The 17,731-nt window shown below is 57.0% G+C and carries 16 protein-coding genes and 3 pseudogenes; 9 read left to right on the forward strand and 10 right to left on the reverse strand.

Features of this window, described 5'->3' with window-relative positions; genetic code table 11:
• Positions 1-125 (reverse strand): hypothetical protein (locus SO140_RS33030; RefSeq protein ID WP_498543643.1); only part of this gene is annotated, 125 nt, incomplete at its 3' end.
• Between the two features lie 291 nt (positions 126-416).
• Between SO140_RS33030 and SO140_RS33035 the strand changes: the two genes are divergently transcribed.
• A complete protein-coding gene (locus SO140_RS33035) occupies positions 417-656 on the forward strand; it encodes a hypothetical protein (protein ID WP_449384682.1) in 240 nt (79 codons plus the stop codon).
• Positions 657-677: 21 nt separating this feature from the next.
• On the opposite strand, the gene SO140_RS33040 is transcribed toward SO140_RS33035, so the two are convergent.
• Complete coding sequence (locus SO140_RS33040) at positions 678-2,135, reverse strand: IS4 family transposase (RefSeq protein ID WP_498543609.1); 1,458 nt, start codon at positions 2,133-2,135, stop codon at positions 678-680.
• 429 nt (positions 2,136-2,564) lie between these two features.
• Positions 2,565-3,347, reverse strand: coding sequence for a hypothetical protein (locus tag SO140_RS33045; RefSeq protein WP_498543610.1), 783 nt, complete (start codon positions 3,345-3,347; stop codon positions 2,565-2,567).
• Positions 3,348-3,936: 589 nt separating this feature from the next.
• Between SO140_RS33045 and SO140_RS33050 the strand changes: the two genes are divergently transcribed.
• Both SO140_RS33050 and SO140_RS33055 read left to right on the forward strand, forming a co-directional pair.
• Positions 3,937-4,224 (forward strand): helix-turn-helix domain-containing protein, encoded by a 288-nt coding sequence (locus SO140_RS33050; RefSeq protein WP_498540376.1) that lies wholly within the window; start codon positions 3,937-3,939, stop codon positions 4,222-4,224.
• Positions 4,221-5,504 (forward strand): type II toxin-antitoxin system HipA family toxin, encoded by a 1,284-nt coding sequence (locus SO140_RS33055; protein WP_498543611.1) that lies wholly within the window; start codon positions 4,221-4,223, stop codon positions 5,502-5,504. The genes SO140_RS33050 and SO140_RS33055 overlap by 4 nt, the downstream gene beginning before the upstream one ends.
• Positions 5,505-5,976: 472 nt before the next feature.
• Here SO140_RS33055 and SO140_RS33060 read toward each other — a convergent pair whose 3' ends face one another.
• A complete protein-coding gene (locus SO140_RS33060) occupies positions 5,977-6,471 on the reverse strand; it encodes a GNAT family N-acetyltransferase (RefSeq protein WP_498543612.1) in 495 nt (164 codons plus the stop codon).
• A gap of 223 nt (positions 6,472-6,694) precedes the next feature.
• Between SO140_RS33060 and SO140_RS33065 the strand changes: the two are divergent.
• A pseudogene (locus SO140_RS33065) lies at positions 6,695-7,108 on the forward strand (helix-turn-helix domain-containing protein); the annotation flags it as partial.
• Positions 7,109-7,550: 442 nt separating this feature from the next.
• A complete protein-coding gene (locus SO140_RS33070) occupies positions 7,551-7,775 on the forward strand; it encodes a hypothetical protein (protein ID WP_498543613.1) in 225 nt (74 codons plus the stop codon).
• Positions 7,776-8,896: 1,121 nt separating this feature from the next.
• Here the strand turns inward: SO140_RS33070 and SO140_RS33075 are convergent.
• The 4 genes and pseudogenes from SO140_RS33075 to SO140_RS33090 form a co-directional block, all read right to left on the reverse strand.
• The gene (locus tag SO140_RS33075) at positions 8,897-9,424 is read right to left on the reverse strand and encodes a hypothetical protein (RefSeq protein ID WP_498543614.1); all 528 of its coding nucleotides are present in this window, start codon (positions 9,422-9,424) and stop codon (positions 8,897-8,899) included.
• A gap of 482 nt (positions 9,425-9,906) precedes the next feature.
• Positions 9,907-10,446 (reverse strand): annotated as a pseudogene (locus tag SO140_RS33080) (IS21 family transposase); the annotation flags it as partial.
• A 260-nt stretch (positions 10,447-10,706) separates the two neighbouring features.
• Positions 10,707-11,074, reverse strand: a pseudogene (locus SO140_RS33085) (ribbon-helix-helix domain-containing protein).
• Positions 11,075-11,181: 107 nt separating this feature from the next.
• Positions 11,182-11,784 carry a DJ-1/PfpI family protein gene (locus SO140_RS33090; protein WP_498543615.1) on the reverse strand — a complete coding sequence of 201 codons (603 nt, stop codon included), beginning with the start codon at positions 11,782-11,784 and terminating at the stop codon, positions 11,182-11,184.
• Between the two features lie 982 nt (positions 11,785-12,766).
• Between SO140_RS33090 and SO140_RS33095 the strand changes: the two genes are divergently transcribed.
• The 4 genes from SO140_RS33095 to SO140_RS33110 all read left to right on the forward strand — a co-directional run bounded on the left by SO140_RS33095 (position 12,767) and on the right by SO140_RS33110 (position 16,267).
• On the forward strand, positions 12,767-13,321 hold the full coding sequence (locus SO140_RS33095) for a peroxiredoxin (protein WP_498543616.1): 555 nt from the start codon (positions 12,767-12,769) through the stop codon (positions 13,319-13,321).
• Positions 13,322-13,503: 182 nt separating this feature from the next.
• Complete coding sequence (locus SO140_RS33100; protein ID WP_498540381.1) at positions 13,504-13,635, forward strand: hypothetical protein; 132 nt, start codon at positions 13,504-13,506, stop codon at positions 13,633-13,635.
• Positions 13,636-14,498: 863 nt separating this feature from the next.
• Positions 14,499-15,125 (forward strand): Cap15 family cyclic dinucleotide receptor domain-containing protein, encoded by a 627-nt coding sequence (locus SO140_RS33105; RefSeq protein WP_498543617.1) that lies wholly within the window; start codon positions 14,499-14,501, stop codon positions 15,123-15,125.
• On the forward strand, positions 15,125-16,267 hold the full coding sequence (locus tag SO140_RS33110) for a nucleotidyltransferase family protein (protein WP_498543618.1): 1,143 nt from the start codon (positions 15,125-15,127) through the stop codon (positions 16,265-16,267). The genes SO140_RS33105 and SO140_RS33110 overlap by 1 nt, the downstream gene beginning before the upstream one ends.
• A 765-nt stretch (positions 16,268-17,032) precedes the next feature.
• Here the strand turns inward: SO140_RS33110 and SO140_RS33115 are convergent.
• Together SO140_RS33115 and SO140_RS33120 are read right to left on the reverse strand one after the other, a co-directional pair.
• Entirely contained in the window at positions 17,033-17,194 is a 162-nt protein-coding gene (locus SO140_RS33115; protein WP_498543619.1) for a DUF3892 domain-containing protein, read from the reverse strand.
• Between the two features lie 115 nt (positions 17,195-17,309).
• Positions 17,310-17,528: a hypothetical protein gene (locus SO140_RS33120; protein ID WP_498543620.1), complete on the reverse strand. Its 219-nt coding sequence runs from the start codon at positions 17,526-17,528 to the stop codon at positions 17,310-17,312.
• Positions 17,529-17,731: the final 203 nt, after the last annotated feature.

Here is a 17,731-nt window from a genome sequence, read left to right on the forward strand (position 1 = left end):
GAGCTAACGGCCTCGCCGCTTGATGAACTCGCCTCCTGGATCGCGACCGCTCCTGCAGGCCTCGGCTCCGTGTGTTCCGGCAGCTTCAACAAGCCGTCCCGTGCCGCCTTGCGCCAGGCCGACAAATGCTGCGGCGACAGACCGTGGCGCCGACCGAGACGATCGCGCCCGGCACAAAGGATTCCGAGACGATCCGTCCTTTGACCTCGTCGCTCCAGCGCCGCCGAACTCGTAGCTGCGATGCATCAACAACACGCTCGATCATCTGTGCAATCCGTCCACTTCAAGACGAACGCATATTGCCGATCAGCTCAACAGCAACAAGGTGCGGGAGACACGCCGCTTACAGTTCATCGGCTGGACGAGCTGCTGCCTTGGAATTGGACGCCGGGATCAGCAATCTCTGCTCGAGCAGCATGACCACGCACGTCAACAAGGTCCATCACGTCACCACTATTACCCAGGTGGCAATGGACCTCGGCGAAGATGAAGACTGGCTGCGCGACATCGCCATCGGGATGGAGATCGAGGACGGCGTGATCTGGGTCTATGGCGTCGGTGAAGACGGTGTTCAGGCGTTCACCGACTTCGGCATCGAAAACCTGATCGAGCTCATCAAGGTTTACAAAGAGAACCCTGAACTGCTCAGGCGGTGACCCTGCGGCCTACGCCGACTTTCAATTACCCACAAATTCTCCTCCGACCATGGCGCCCAGCGCGATGTCGGTGAGGCGTGACAGCCCGCGCCACATGACGGTATTGCCGGGCGGCAGATCGCTGGCGCGGGCGAGATAACCGCCGAGCCGGGCGATCTTGATCAAATAGTGCGAGAGCGTTTTCTGTCTTGCTTTTGGTTTGTCGTTGGCGAGGCGATCGAGCACACCGATTTCAGTCGCGGTCAACGCGAGGGTTGGCAGCGCGTCTGGGGCGGAACGGTTGAGCATCGTCATCCAGAAGACCCGCCAACTCAGGATGCAAAATAGCGAGATCAGATTGGTCAGACGCTGGGCGGTCCTGAGCTTCGACTCCTCAGCTTTGCAGCCCGATTTGAGGATCTTGTGGAACACCTCGATCTTCCATCTCAAAGCATACCATTCCAGCTTCTCAATGGCGTCGGTGCGGGATCCAACAGGCAGGTCGGTGATCAGCTTCCAATCGATCTTCTTTCTGTTTTTCGGCGTCCCGCGCTCTTCGGCATGGATCACCGTCAGGGTCAGAGCAGGATAGCTCTTCTGCTTTCCGATTGGTGGCAGGACGCGAATCTTGCGATACCTGATCTCAAGAACGGCCTGGTCGGGATCGCCGTTGCTGTCTCTGACTTCGATGCGATGGAGCCCTTTGACGGCGACCTCGTCCATTTCGTCGGCGATCGTGTGATCCCCGTCGCCAGCCAAGCGGTCGACGCAGGTCCTGATCAGGAAATGAGTTCCGATCTCCTGTGCTGCGCAGAAAAGCTCGTAGATGTCGCTCTCGCGATCACCGATATGGATGCATCGTCCCGGATGATCCACGAGCTGCGTAGACTGCTTGAGATTTTCCAACCACCGGATGCTTTCCTTCTTCTCGATGGGAATCCGGGTCGGATTGATCTTCTTTCTAAGCGCTGCCGTCCCCTTGAATTTCTTCCGGGTCCAGAACTTAACGGCCGCCAACCCCAGTGGCACACCCTCGATTGTAACCGCGAGGCTCGAATGCATCAGGATGCCGCAAACCGTGTGCGATCTGAGGCGGCCCGCCTTATCCCGTCCACTGTTTATGCTCTTGGTGATGCCGATCGCTTCTGACTTCTCGCGTTGATAGCTGAACTCGGTTGTGTCGTGCAGCACAAGAACGAGACCTTCAGCGGCGGCGGCACGACCACGTGTCGATTGGAAATGGCCGGCCAGAATGTCCGCTTCGCTGACCCGGTCATTGGAGAAGAAGCGGTAGGCAGCCTTGGTATTCGCCCAATCCTGGCAGACGAGCGGAATGCTTTGTCCCATGGCACTTCCAATCTGCGTGAGCAGTTTGCGGAATCTGTCGCCGAGCCGCGCGTCCTTAAACTCGCATCCACCACTCTCTCGATCAATCCAACATTCGCCTTCCAAGGACCGCAAACGGCCTTTTGCCGATCGATCCCTTAATGTCAGCCCCATAGAGCACCCCCTCGCGAATCAGGTGCTCAGCAAGGAATCACAAGTGATTCTTTCGACTCAAGATTTCGCCGATCGGCGGATCAGCCCGAGTGGTCAAAGTTATGGGTAATTGAAAGCTACGCCGAATGGATACTTCTTGCCGCGCTAATCTCGCCTTCACCACTGAGGTCTGCCGTCTCGACGTCTCGGACCAGGGCATTCGTAATGTCCTTTTGTTGAATAGCGATGCTGTGAAATGGAGAAAGAGAGGCCAGCTAGGCACCCTCCAACATAAAACCGGTCGTGCCAGCTTGACCTATTAACGGCGAGTACGCGATCGTACGTTGCAATAGTTTATACGCAATACCGCAGCTCTTCGACTAATTGCCGGATTCCGACTGCGTGCATTAGATTCTTGAGATAACGGTTTGAGCGTCAGACGAACCAACTTTAGCAGGGGGTTTGAGTGCCAGAGACGCGTGACACGGTTAGTTCAGCAGAGTTCACTAGATAGCCGATTCCGCCGTCAAGAGTATCGTCCGCATTTCGCTGCTCTTCATGACCATAGATGCAACGGGAGCGGTCGAGCGGAACTGTTTGTGACTTGAGGACCGCCCCTTCGCTCGATTTCAGAACCAATGTTAGATGTTGTTCGCCTCTCCACGTTCCCGATCCATTATAGTAGCCGAACGCGAGATGTGCTCTTTGCTTAGACGCCGTCGGTGTGGGGCATTCTTGAATGACGCTCACGGCGATGCCAGAGAGATCGCCAACATGATTGCCGTTCCCGTCCAGGGTCGGTACGTTCGGCAACGGGATGTTCTTCAGGACGCTGGGCACGCATGGCGGCAGATCATTCGACGAACTTTTCTGACGAGCCGCCTTGTTTTTCATAAGCGCGTCTAGTTTCTCCGGCGTGGTGAATTTGGGATCGGCGCTGATAATCGAACAGAAGAGATAGCTAAGATAGGCTTCTTGTTGCGCAGGATAGTAGTCCTTGGATTGAGTGTATATTTCGCTCTTGGTCGTCTCGATCTGTCCACCTAGCTCTGCTTGTCCAACATATTTCGAGAGAAGCTGTGCCTTGCCTTGCAAGTTACCCTTTATTACCTCGTTATTTTGCAGTTCTTGGCTGAGTGTTGGAGGCGGCCCGCAATTGATCTGTTGCCCAAGTGCGGAATTCATTGTCCCGACGACAAGACCCACGAATATCATGAAAGCATGCCATCTCATGGTCGCGTCTTCTCCCGGTTTCAAATACCTTATTGGATGGACGGCGTGTGAGACAAGCCTAACGCAATGATTGCGTGTCTTTTATCTTGGGTATCACGTCCCTACGAAGCTCTGATTACATACCGATGCAATTGTGGGGCATCCTTGTCGTGGCCCCACCAGTACGGAAAATCTAGCGTCTCCGACAAACGAAGAACGATTGAACCGGCCTGCCTTCTCTTGTGCGATGGCGTGGGCTTTGTCGTAGCCGTCGGCCACGTCGACGGGGCCTCTGACTTTAGGCTGAAAGTCCTCTCGGACCGGCGACGGCCAAATTTCCTCGTATATGGCAACAAGCATCGACACCTCTGCGGCAAGGCCCAATTGCGCTACACTTGACCTTTAGCAATGGGTCGTTAAGACTTTCTGTATTGGGCCTATTTTTCAATCTATGATATTGATATATATAACTATTTTGAAGACGCTCGGAGCGCGTTAATGTCAGCGATCGCTGACTTTTGGCAGGTGTCGACGAACGCTGACATTTTTCTGATTGTCAGCGATCGATGACATATGATAATGTTGGCGAACGCTGACATTTGGACTTGCCATGCTTATTCGTACCGCGACCGATCTCGGAGCTATCATCCGTGATAGACGCAAGAGGCTGAAACTCGATCAATCGAGCCTCGCCAAGCGCATTGGCGTCAGCCGTCAGTGGGTGATCGAAATCGAGCAGGGCCATGCACGCGCTGAACTCGGACTTGTCCTCCGCGCTCTCGACGCCTTGGATATTCGCTTGGATGCAAGCAGCGAGCCTTCCAATAGCCGCACGTCAGAAAAGACCGCCGTCGATATCAACGCGATCATAGCCAAAGCCAGAAAGCGCAAGACATGACGAACCAGCTCATTGCTCTCCTGGCTGGCAACGAAGTTGGCCGGGTGCATAACGATGCACGCGGCCGACTGACTTTTGTCTACAACCGCGATTGGCGTAACGCGCAGGGAGCCTATCCGCTATCGCTCTCCATGCCGCTCGCGGCCGAGAAACACGGACCTTCCGCCGTTCAAGCTTTTCTCTGGGGCCTACTGCCGGACAACGAACGTGTGCTCGATCGTTGGGCCAAGAAATTTCAGGTTTCAGCCCGCGACGTGTTTGCCCTCATTTCGCATGTCGGCGAGGATTGCGCTGGCGCGGTTCAGTTCGTCACTCCTGACCGTTTGGAAGTCTTGCAAAGCGGCGCGGACGATAAGGTCGAATGGCTCGACGAAACGGCCCTCGCAAAACGCCTGCAAGCGCTCCGCGAAGATCACGCCGCATGGCGGTTGCCGCGGGACACAGGGCAGTTCAGCCTCGCGGGCGCTCAGCCAAAAACCGCATTGCTACTACAGAAGGACAAATGGGGCATACCGTCTGGGCGTATTCCGACAACTCATATCCTGAAGCCGCCGACCGGTCATTTCGACGGCCATGCCGAGAACGAACATATCTGCCTCCTGCTCGCGCGCAATCTTGGCCTGCCGGTCGCAGAAACCAGAGTTATGCGGTTCGAAAAGGAAATTGCCATCGTCATCGAACGCTACGATCGGCAATTCAGCGGAAACCGCATCGTGCGCGTCCATCAGGAAGACATCTGTCAGGCACGCGGTACAATGCCGACGCAAAAATATCAAAGCGAAGGCGGACCGACACCCACCGACATTATTGAACTGTTGCGTACCCATTCTACAGATCGTGTCACCGATGTCGATACATTCGTCGATGCTCTCGCCTTTAACTGGCTCATTGCGGGTACGGACGCCCACGCCAAGAACTATTCACTACTTCTAGCCGGCGGTCCCACCGTGCGGCTTGCGCCGCTCTACGACGTAGCCAGCATTCTTCCCTACGACGACGTCGATCTAAAGAAGACCAAGCTCGCCATGAAAATCGGCGACGAATACAAGCTGAACGAGATTAGCCTGCGCGACTGGCAGAGATTCGCGCGCGAAACCCGCTTCGACGCCGACAAAGTGATTGCAGGCTTGACCTCCATGGCCGCGCAGATCCCCGACAACATAACCGCCGTGTGCGCAAGCGCAAAGGCACAGGGACTCGACAACGCGATCATTGCGCGCTTGACCGAACGGTTGATTGCAAGAGCCAAGGACTGCCGACGTATCCTGGGCACGGTCTAGTGCTCGATTTCCTCAGCCCTCGCGGACAGCTTGAACCAAGTCGGAGAATCTATTTTCCCATTGACGAGGTGAGCTTCTACTCTCATGAGCGGTTACCTTCTCGACCGACAGTTGTCCCGCTTCAATTCGGAGGAGTAAGCTATGGGAGGCAGAAGCTGCTGAGGGCCCGGACTACCTGCCTTCGGCTGATGGAGGGTGCCGACATCTACCAGATCGCCAAGAACTGCCGCACAAGCGTGGAACAAATCGAGAAATTCTAGGCCTCGCACATCAAGAACCAGCTGAGCGCGGCGGCGATCAATATCAAACGGTTACCGAAGGTCGAAGACAAGCTGCTGCGAAAGATGGTCAATCCCAGCCGACCACGCCCCCCATCAAGCGAAAACCACAGCCACGCACGAACTACGTTCGGCGCAAGCCGCAAATACTCACCAGCTTGAGCCTTCGCGAGGGCTATCTAACCGCCTGCGTATCATGTCAGTTCAAGGACCATATACTTTGCCCGGTCATCATAGCTTGCGAGCTTCTGGTTCAGATCTGCATCATCCAGCGTTCGGAAACCGTGTCTCTCCCAGAACCTTGCTGAATTGTTGACCGCCACCAGCGACAGATTGGGAAACCTGGCTTTTTTCGCGTGCCTGACCAGCTTGAGCACGACCTCGGAAGCTGCGCCACCGCTGCGCGCTTCCGGCAGCAACGCGATGTCATGAATATAGTAGGTCGATGCGGGCTCGGCGGCGGCGCCCAAAAGCACGTTCAGCGCGGGAGGCTTCTTGAAGTGCCAGGGATGGCTGACGATGTAACCGGCCAGGCCGTCCCGCGCGCGTTCGAGTACGAAACATCCCTCAGGGTACAGCTCCAGCCGTTCCGAGAAAACGGCCGCATCCTCGGGGTAGTTCAGGTGGACGCGATGTGCAATGCCACGAACCCCAGGAAGATGGTCGGGCTCCATCGCTCGCCACAGCATACAAAACTACTTTCAATGAATCTCCCAAAGTATAACGATCACTAGTGGCTCTGCACAGTGATTTTGACCGGTTGGACTGGGAACGGTCAGATTAGCTCGGGCAGGCTTTTGGGATCGACGAGGATCTCGATGCTGCGGGGGGTTCTTGGCTGCCGTCTAATGAGGCCAGCTCGTTCCAGAGTCAGCTCAGTTGTTCGTGCGTGCCTCGATCAAGGAGGCAGGCATGAATGTACGCTATCGGGTCGAACTCAGCCAAGTGGAGCGCACCGAACTCAAGACCCTGCTCAGCGGCGGCAAGCATGCGTCCCGCAAGCTCAAGCGAGCGCAGATTTTGCTGGCTGCCGATGTCGGGGCCGGCGACGAGGAGATCGCCAGAAGTGTCGGCGTGGGCGGCTCGACCGTGTACCGGACCAAGCGACGCTTCGTGGAAGGCAATCTGGAGCGGGCGCTGAGCGAAGAGCCGCGTCCCGGGGCGGAGCGCAGACTCACGGGCAAGAAAGAAGCCTGGCTGGTGGCCACCGCCTGTGCCGGTCGGCCGGAGGGCCGTGCCCGCTGGACGCTCGAGCTGCTGGCAAGCGCGATGGTCAAGCTCACCGAGCACAAGAGCCTGTCCCGCGAGATGGTTCGGCGGCGCCTGACATAGATCTCACAAGCCGGAATATTCTAAGCTACCCTGCAATTCGAGAGGTCGTGCCGCCACAATGGTGGAAAAGTCGGCACGCGGTGCATCTTGGAACACGCACCGCGTGCCGCCGAAGCTCGTACCAGTGCGTGGGCAACCCGCTTGCCGAACCGGGCTGCCTCTTCAACGAGCATCAGCTTGTCGGGTATGCCGCATCCACCTGACGAGAAGCTGACGGGGCGGCCACTTGCATCTGTCTGATCCGGAGGCGCCATGACCATTCTTGAGGGCTATACGAGACCTATTGCGCGCTGGAGGTGAAAATCACTCGCGTTCCGCCGCACAATACCGAAACCATCTGCCTCTACTCGCAGCATTGAGGCCGGCGCCATGATTTCGCCTCTGGGCGATGCGCTAATTCATCATTGTCATGCAGCGATTCGCGTGAGGCATTGAGATGCCCGACTTGACGCTCTGGAACAAGCTAACTCGCAGGGAGCAGAGAATTGTTATTAAGCTGTTCGGCGGAGGCTCCACGCATGGCGACAGCCTGATCGAGACGGTCAACCTCATGCGGATGGGTCTCGTCGCCGAGAACGGTTTAACCTCCTCCGGCCTTGAGGTCTTCATCGCTGCCTTCAAAGCGCAGCGAGACGCGCGTCAGCGGGAGTTGCTGGCGTAGATCGGCGGCGCTACCAGAACGGCAAGCCGGGTGCGAGCTCTATCCGTTAGACGGATCGGGTACGCTGGTGCGCCGGACCCGATACCAAGCTGAAAGTTTCTTTGAAGGGATTGGCTTGTGCCTATGCTTGACCATACGCTTAAGGCGGACGTGACGGCGCGGGAAGCGATCACGGAGACGTTCTCGAAGGACGACAAGGCCGGAGCGTCGAGGAGACGCTGTTACCAGGCGCGGTCGCTTTCGATATAAACCGTATTCTCTTTGCCTTAGGTGTGAATTGCGCCGTATTTGCCCTAGGGGAAACCCTGGGCGCAGAACTGCTCAAAGTCCAGGCAACCTTCACCGGCAATCACGAGCCAAGCTCCCGCCAACTCGATGGCTTAAGTCCGATGCATCTACCAGTTCCGCCACGCTCGCATCGGCCCATCTATACGAAAAACCGCCCTCAGCTCTTTGCGTCCCTCCGCCGTCAGGATCTTGGGGAGGCAAGCTGGAGATTGCAAACGCCGCGGCCGACGTGGGAGAGCTTATCGAGTTCACCGTTTGCCAAATTCCGCCGACGTGCTCTCCTTCAAATCGTTCATCGTCACCTCAAAAACTTCGAATTGGATAACCTGGTGCGGGTGGCCCGACTCGAACCGGCACAGGCCTTGCGGCCCCACGGATTTGCGCACCACTTCGGCTTTCGCCGCCGCCAGCGCATTCGTTCCGCCGGAAGCTGCACCGCGACGCCAAGATTATGTCCGATGACGTGGCGCTTCTGGATATTCAGCGTCAAAACCGTAAGCGCTTCAGGTGAAAGCGCCACATGCCCTAACGGAGGCCGCCCGCGCAACGTTGCACGCAGGTTCAGTGCCACACTTCCAACTCTGTCATTCCCCACCGCAGCGGCGCGCTTTGATCGCCGCAGGCTGCCATCAATTGCGCGGAAGTTATGCCTAGGCCGGCTTATGCCGTTTCGTTGATCCGCGGAGGTGTTGCCTTCCCCACGACGAAACAGACCGAACCCGTAACCCGGGATGAACGCCGACAAGGCGCAATTGAGATGGACCTGCTTTGCAGTCCTCGAACACGACGGCTGTGGTCCGAATAATGAATTTCGCTCGAGCGGGATGGTCATCCTAAATCGCGCCCATCTTCACACAAATTGCGTAGGCAATCACAAACGCCGGCAAAAATAAGAAAAACCATAGGAGGCCGTTCGGATCGCGATGCGATGCGAACTCACGGTTTGCATCAGTCTCTTGGCCGTGCGGGACGATTGAGTAGAGCTGACTTGGACGCCTTCGCCTGGCTGCCTTCCTTAGCAGTTGCTTCACGGCGGTTTCATGCTCGATTTCTCGATCGGACATCGGCGCGTTACCTCCTAGCCAACCATCCAAAGCGCGGAAACGACCGCGCATAGAAACAATCCGGCTCCAGTAGCCAGACCAATCAAGAGGCGTTCTGGCAAATCCATTGACGGTCCTCGCCGCCAGCCACGTTAACAGCGCGTGCAAAGCAGACGGCGGGCTGGCGACGCCGGAGCCGCCTGCTCTTAGAGCGCCTATCCGACCGCAAACCATATCGGGAAAAAATCGCAACCGGGATAACCATCTATGGGTGTCCCCACCACAATGGGTTGCACCAGCGAGCATGATGCCGATCATTGCTTCTCTGCGGGGGCGTCGCTGGGCGGTTCAGCCGGCGATGCGGGCAGCGGAGCTTGCGGCGCCGCAGTACAGTCGCCCGCCCATAGCTTAGTGCCCCTGACCGTGCCAACCAACTTGCAACCCATCGGGGCTTGCTGCTTTGCCTGAACTGGCGGCCTTTTAGCGGCTCTCGGCGGAACGGTTTGAGCGAACGCGCTGGTCGTAAGCAGTAGCGCGACAAGTCCGATTAGCGGCTTCATGGTCAGTCCGTCCCCAAAGCTTATTTCGCCCTTCGCCCTCAGTCCGATATCGACGAGCCGCCGGATCACCTCTGGCCGTCCGGGAAGGTCGTCCTGAACTCGGCTCCCAGCGGCTTTGCCAGTTCTGGCTGCAGGCCGCACCAGCACCGCCTCGCCGGCTTCGGAAGGTCTCTTCTTTGCTGATTTCGTGATATCATGAGTTGATTTGCTCATACACATGATATCATGAAAGCAAACTGGGATGAACAGGCGCGGCCGGCGGTGACGACCGCTCCTCGGGTACGGGTCAGAACGCCCTCGCCATAATCGACCTGGGCTTCCTCGCCGGGGCAAACTCGATACGGTCAAACTGTTTGGGATCGATGTGGCGCAAGGCACGCACGAAGCGCTTGACGCTCTCGTAGCTGGCAGTGAAGCCGAACTGATCAACCAAATCCTTATAGATCGCCTGCGCGTTGCGCCTCAGGCGGGCCTGCTGCTCGATCCATTCCCGATGCGGTTCACAGGCTGGGCAGGCGAAATCAAACGTCTTGACGGCCACCGTCACTCCGATAGCTGGCGGTCGCGGAGGTGGGGGAGTTTGGCCTTCGGTGGCCTCAGAGCCGGCGGTCACCTCGGGGGAATTTGCCTCCGCCGCTCGCCCGGACACGAAAATCGCCTGGTAGCGCCGGATCGTCTTGCGGTCGATCCCCGTCAGCCGCTGGATCTCTCGTTGGCTCGTCTGAAGCTCAAGAACGTAAATACGGTGCTTTGCAGATGCGGCTTCAAGACGTTCGCGATGCGAACTTACGGTTGCATCAGTCTCTTGGCCGTGCGGACTGGGCCCGCGTCAGCTTATCTTCGATGCCGATGTGTGATGCGTAACAACTTGCAAGAAGCGCGTGTAAGCATGCGCCCATCGCCCGGCTGGATAGCGTTCCGAAGGTTACACGTTCAAATCGTGTCAGGCGCGCCATTTGAAAGTAGCTTGTTGTCCCAGACGAGTTCGGCAACAGCCATGACGCAATTCCGCCTAACGAGCGACTGAAACCCTCGATTTGTTATTCGTGCTCCCGGCTCGCAGCAAAAAGTCGTGCCTCGCGCTCGAGGATGCGGTTGGCGTCTAGCGATCTGATCGGCGTGGCGAAATCGCGCGGGATGTCGTCAGAGAGCTGCAGCATCAGATACCGGCCGCAGCAGACGCGGAGGAACGAGGAAAATTCTCCACGTTCGCCCGGTCCTCCAGCAATTCTTCATGCAGCCGGTCCAGAAGCTGCGAGAGTGTCATGCCGTCGCGCTGCGCGATCTCCTCGAGAATTCGCCAGTAAAGGTTCTCCAAGCGGATGCTGGTGGAGAAACCGCGCATGCGCACGGACTTCAGCCGGGTCTGCCAAAGCTCCGCATCCGCATTGACAAAGAGCCTGCACATGGGCGACCTCCTCGGTCAACAGAACCAGCCGGATCACAGCCTATCACCCTGCCCTGCGCCTGTACCTACGCTCATTCCCACTGGGCGGGCGTCGTCAAGCCGGACGATCATGCGGCGCGGCGCATGCCGGAATGGCTGATCGTCGTCCCCAGAACGGCAAAAAATTGCGACAGCCACGACGGGTGAGCCGGCCAAGCCGGCGCGCTGACCAGATTGCGATCTGTCACAGCGCCATCAATTGGGATATCGGCATAGACGCCGCCTGCAAGTTCGACCTCGACGCGGCAGGCCGGATAGGCCGAACAGGTGCGCCCCTTCAGCACGCCGGCGCCCGCAAGGAGCTGCGCCGCATGACAGATTGCGGCGACGGGCTTCTCGGCATCGAAAAAGTATCTGACCAGATCGATCACCCGTTCATCGGTGCGAAGGTATTCGGGAGCTCGGCCGCCCGGTATCACGAGCGCGTCGTAAGTTGAGCAATCGATTTCGGTAAACGTGGTATTGATCGTGAAATTGTGGCCGCGCTTTTCGCTGTAGGTCTGCTGGCCCTCGAAATCATGGATCGACGTTGCGATTGTGTCGCCTGCGGCCTTGCCGGGACAGACGGCATGAACCGTGTGGCCGACGGCGAGCAGGGCCTGGAACGGCACCATTGTTTCGTAGTCCTCACCAAAATCCCCGACGATCATCAGAACGCGCTTGCCGTTCATGCGTTATCCTCGCTCATTGGGTTCCAGCGCTCGCACTTTGCGCGCCTGAAGATACAGCCGGCGGACGAGACGTGGCGTTAACCAGTTAACGCAGTCGAGCGAGCGGCACGCGCACGCTGCCGTCGGCAGTGTGCGCGCAAAGAGCCCAGGCGTCAAAGAATGCCTCAGCTTCGTCGGTAACGATCAAGCTACGAATGGACAGTTCTTCTTTCAAATGCCTCGCGCATATTCCGTATACAAATCCGGCCACAACTTGTCCCAACGCGCGCGCACAACAGATGGTTCGGCAGCAAACATCGCCGGCGTCAAAGCATTGAACAATACCTTGGGACTCCAGTTCCGTCGAAGCGGCGCGACACATCCAACTGCTCCGAATCAAAGCGGTGTGGGACACTCTTTCGTTCCGAGCGCGCAAAGCATATTGCTACACAAATTAGCATGTTGTCGCCTCCTTGTTTTGGTGGGGTACAAATCTGTGCCACACTCCCGCAGCCGCAGTTGAAGTCCCTCGCGAGCGTCACCGATCTGCGACGACTCGATCACCGATCCCGAGAACAGCCTCGCAGAGCGTTTCTTTCTCGCGGATCGCTCGCGTGATCGCCAGGCGGCCCCTGAAGCAAGTCGTTTCGACTAAGTCCAAGCACATCGAGATCGCAGCAAGCGGTATTTCCAGAGAGAAAGCAGGATGAGGGCACAACACATGCGCCCGAATGGGAATGCACGAGCGCTTCGCGGTATCCTCTGCCTTCCATTCACCAGATGATGTTGACGTTCGAATGTTCAGGTTTTCGTCAGGCCTCCAACCCGGCTCGCCCCACAGCATCGAAGTGCTGGCCCCTCCCCGATCGGCTCTCCGGAACTCTCAAACCAATCAGAACCTGTGTTGCATTTCAGCCAGTCTAAACCTCAAGATCGAGTGGCATGTCGATTGCTTCGATGAAGCCAGACCACCGCTTCCACGCGCAACCCCGAGAGGACACACATGCTTGGAATTGGAAGTAAGTTGCCGTCGTTCGAAGTCACGGGTGTGAAGCCGGGCTTTCACCTGCAGGAAGAAAAGGGGCAGAGCGCGTTCGAGACGTTGACTCAAGAGAGCTTTCCCGAAAAATGGAAAATCATCTTCTTCTACCCCAAGGATTTCACCTTCGTCTGCCCGACCGAAATCACCGAGTTTGCCCGGCTATCGAAGGACTTCGCCGATCGCGATGCAATCGTGCTCGGCGGCTCAACCGACAACGAATTCTGCAAGCTCGCTTGGCGCCGCGAGCACAAGGATCTGCATCACCTTCCCATCTGGCAGTTTGCTGACTCCAAAGGCACCCTTGTCGATGGCCTTGGCGTGCGCTCGCCTGAGGGCGTCGCTCATCGCTACACGTTCATCGTCGATCCGGAGAATACGATCCAGCATGTCTATGCGACCAACCTGAATGTCGGCCGAAGCCCGAAGGACACGCTACGGGTTCTGGACGCGCTGCAGACCGACGAACTCTGCCCCTGCAATCGCGAAATCGGCGGCGAGACGCTGAAAGTCGCCTGAGGCAACACGTCAATTGAGCAGTTGAGGATCAAATTCCGGATTGCGCCAAGGACGTCAGACTCTGCGCCGACGACGACCTATGAGACGCTTTTACCGCAAAGCAGATACGGCCTGTTGCTGGCGAGCGTGATTGCGACCCACAACTCAGTGTCATAGAGGCGATAGAATCCGCGGCGGCCGTCGTGATCGCGCTGGCGGCGATCGCAGCAGCGAAATGTGCGGCTGCCGTGACGGCGATGAACAAGATTTACTACCGCTTCGGCCACCTCCCATCCAATCCGGAATACAAGGCGATGCCGGTGCGGTTGCGCTAGCGGTTATAAGAAAATCGCTGCGAGCGTGCCCACCGCGCCGCAAACCAGCCCAATCAGAGAGCCGGTTGTCGGCACCTCGCGGAACAGCAGAAATGTGAGGATCGGCTCCGCCACTAAAATCGATCCCACCGATATCGCGACAATGATCCAAATGTTTGAAGGCACGCATGATGCCCTTGTCGCGCTGGTTTATCTCCGTGCAGTCGCGGCCGAGTAGGGGCCCACCGATGGGTCCATAATTGGCGCATAGGTGACGTTGAAGATGTCAGGCCGACTGAGCGCTTCCTCCACGTCCGGGAAGCGGGTGATAAACACCGGCCCTTCGGCACCCAACGCCAAGTTGGGCCTGACAGCCGGATTAGCGCGAACAATGTATCCGGATGTTTAGCAATCATCCATTTCAGGAATTTCGCCACCAGACCCTACTTCTGCTCCGCCATTGCCGCCCCTTGCTCGAGAAAAGTTTCGCCTGGATCAATCGGTCTGAGCACCCGTCCAGCTCTGTCCTGCGGGAGGCTGTCTTCGATACTATTCCACTTGAAGCTGATCCTATTGATTTCATATCGACTTGAGGAACTCGATGATTGCGTTGCGCTCCTCAGGAGACAGCGCAGGGCCGATAACGCCCCCTCTTCGGCTTGCGACATGTCGTCTCGCGGTGTTGGCGGTATTGATCATCGAACCCGGGCCCACATCGACTACCTACCGCCTGATTAAGCCATCGAGAGATCCGCTCGCAACGTTCTCCGGACCGACGACCTATGAGTGTTTCCCACGAAGGTTATCCACAACCTAGTTAGATTCACTCCCTTTGAAGTTGCGGAACGCAGCGCCTATTTTGGGTCGGGGTTGGGGGAATCCAAATGCGCGAACACGAATATGCGTTGCTTGGGGCGATGAACCGCGCGCACGTGGGCAGGTATCTAAGTCTCCTCTCGGCAAGCGTATCCGCCTTCATTGTCTACGTTCTGTTGTCGGCAGTAGACATCGTCCATCGTTGGGGTTGGAACGTAAATCTGACCCCGTCCGTCCTTTCGTTGGCCGGCGCGGCTACGGTCTTCACGGCGCTATATTGGCTGTTCGATCGATTTGCTTGGAAGTGGCGCTTCCTCAAGTTGGTCGTCAAAGTACCCGATATCGCGGGCCAATGGCGCTGTGAGGGCCAAACCCTCAACCACGACGGCACCCTTGGTCAGAGTTGGCAGGCCACGATCACCGTACATCAAAGCTGGGATCGAATCAGGGTCCTGTTGAAGACCAACCAGTCTTCGTCGCATAGCATCTCCGCGGCCCTGATCTGCGACGATGCCGATGCTTATCGTCTGCTTTATCACTATCGGAACGATCCAAAAATTGGAGAAGTCGACCTGAAAAGTCACCTCGGTTTCGGCGAGTTAGTGTTTGCCCGCGATCTGCAAACCGCTGATGGCGAGTATTTCAACGGCCACGGCCGCAACACGTTTGGTACCATGAAATTGAGGAGGGTTTGATGGCTCGCAACATTGGAAACCGGCTTCACCAACTGGCGAAAAGGCGAAAGGGCGTCGATAGCCTGACCCGAGTCGCAGCCGATTCTCAACCAGACATTCTCGCTAAGAGCCTACTGCAAGAATCTTGGCAGAAACGCGCGACAAACCAGGAATATACCTGCTACGCATTAGGAGCGATGCAAGAGGTTGGCGCTGATTATACGCGCATCAGCGTCGAAACCGCGGAGCGAGTTGGCGTACAACTGAAAGCCGGTTTGGCGAGCGCCGGTATGTCTGCGGATTTTCGATTGCAAGGTTCTGTGCCACTCAACGTCCATATTAGAGGCGTGAGTGATGTCGACCTACTCACTCTTGACACGGATTTTTTTACCTATTCGCCGACAGGCGTGCTGAGCCAACAAGGTCATTACTCAGGCACTCAAACGCCCAGAACTTCCATGGGCGTGCTTTCGGCATTGAGGTCAGAAGCTGAGAAGATCCTTAAGGTCAAATACCCTAAGGCAACGGTGGATACGTCAGGCGGCAAATCGATCAGTATCTCCGGAGGTTCTTTAGCTCGCCCAGTCGACGTCGTTCCGAGCCACTGGCATGACAATCATGCGCATCAGGTCTCGCGACAAGAGCACGACCGAACGGTCACGATTCTGAACAAGAAAGTGCCAGAAACGATAGACAATCTTCCGTTCCTCCACATTAAGCGTGTCGGAGAGCGTTGTGACAGCGCGTTTGGTGGATTGAGGAAAGCAATCAGATTATGCAAAAATGTAAAAGCCGACGCCATTGATGAAGGTACGGTTATCAATTTTCCCAGCTTCGACATTGCCGCTACCATGTACCATGCCGACATGGACGCGCTCAAAATGGGCTTCTTCTACGAGTTAAGGATATTGGGCGAAGTACAGCGTTTCCTCGACCAGCTTTACCACGATGAGGCTTTTGCAAAGACACTCCGGGTGCCCGACAATTCTCGCATCATTTTCGATACCAACGAGAAATACGCCGCGATGAAGCGGCTCTCAGTCGAGATCAACGACCTGATGAAAGAAGTCGCAAAGGAGCAGGTACCGTGGCTCCATATTCCTGAAGGCCAGGTTCTGAAGACCAGCCGCGACGCAATCTGGTCCGTTCAAGTACCGTCTTGAACCCACCTGGATCGAAAACCGATAGGCTATCCGGACTATCCTGTGGAATGGCGCTAGGATGCGTTTGATCCGCAGCCGGAGAGTCGGAAGTTTGAGCTCTTAAAAGCTTAGTCGGGTGGCCCCGGCAGTGAGACGCCGGGACCGTTTCATCTAATTCGCGATGAAGCTCAATGTGCTGGTGCCCAAGCGACCAGGCGAATGCAATAATGGCTTCAGATCGCTATTTGCCAGCGAGATTCCGCCGTCCGGAGGCCGGCTCGTCCGGAGCGCCTGAGACGGGGGCGCTGGGAGGCCCATGATAAGGATACGCCAAATTCGTTCGTGTACGTCGTCCGCAACGTAGAGCGCCCCGTCCGGCGCGATTGCCGACCCACAATTCCAGGATGAGAGATACGAGTTCACGGTCGAGCTCTTGGAGAGCAAAAACGCCGGGAAGTCAAAACGGCACTTGGGGAGACTGGAGCGGTCGATCTAATCGGCATCGTGGGCTATTACAGGCTCGTCTCCATGACAATCGGTGGCGGCGAAGCTCGGCTCCGGCGAACACGATCCTTTTCCAGACAAAGCGTAAGCGCGCCCCCTTTAGAAGCACGGCTGGTCAGCTCGTGAACAGCGATGCCGTCGAACACCGGCGGCGGCTCGAGAAGTAGCCTACCCCGCCGCCGCGGCTCTCGGTCCATAGCAGGTCCTCGACGCACATATCCAATCGCAATCGGAAAGGCGGGCAAGCCGTAGGTCAAAGAGAAAACTCCAAAAGATGAGTGCTTAGGAACATTCGGGCAAAGCCAAGAGGTTAGCGTTGTAATAGCCGCCGGCATGGGTCCGTACGTATTTTCCGTTCGGGCCATTAACAATGCCGACCTCGGCTCGCTTCCCGCCGACTGTTGTGAAGAAAGTGTTCGATCCGGACTCGATTGATTGGATCACCTGAGACCGCGGCCACTTCCATTCCGACCACCAAGGTGGGTGATCCCCTCATGCGGATTATCGCGAGGTTGCTTGTTGATGCAGGTCACCTGTACGTCAGCCACTGCGCTTGCTCCTATTGGTGGGTGCCGTAGCGGTTGCTGGTCCTAGAATTCACGTAGGTGCCACCGCGGTGGGATGAGCCCGAGCCGCCCAGGAAGCGGCCGCCATGGCTGCTCGTGTGGTGGCCTCCGCCGTAGCTGACGCGGCTGCCTCCGTGGCCACCACGTGCCTCTGCATGCCCGATGAGCCCGATTGCCAGTATCAGCCCTGCAACGCATATTGCTACCTGCATGTCTCTCTCCAAGGTTGCATTTTATAGTTGCGCCCATTGCTAACCGCCGTTTTAGATCGGGTTGAAGTTATTTCGAGAATTATTGACATCGGATCGCGCATAGAAACTGCGTTTTTGAAAAGGTATTGACGAGAAACTGCGCGCGGGCGCAAGAAGTCTGTAGGAGAAAGGTTGGAGCGATTGGACTCATTCGAACTCGCGCA

Source organism: Bradyrhizobium sp. UFLA05-108 (assembly GCF_059803455.1).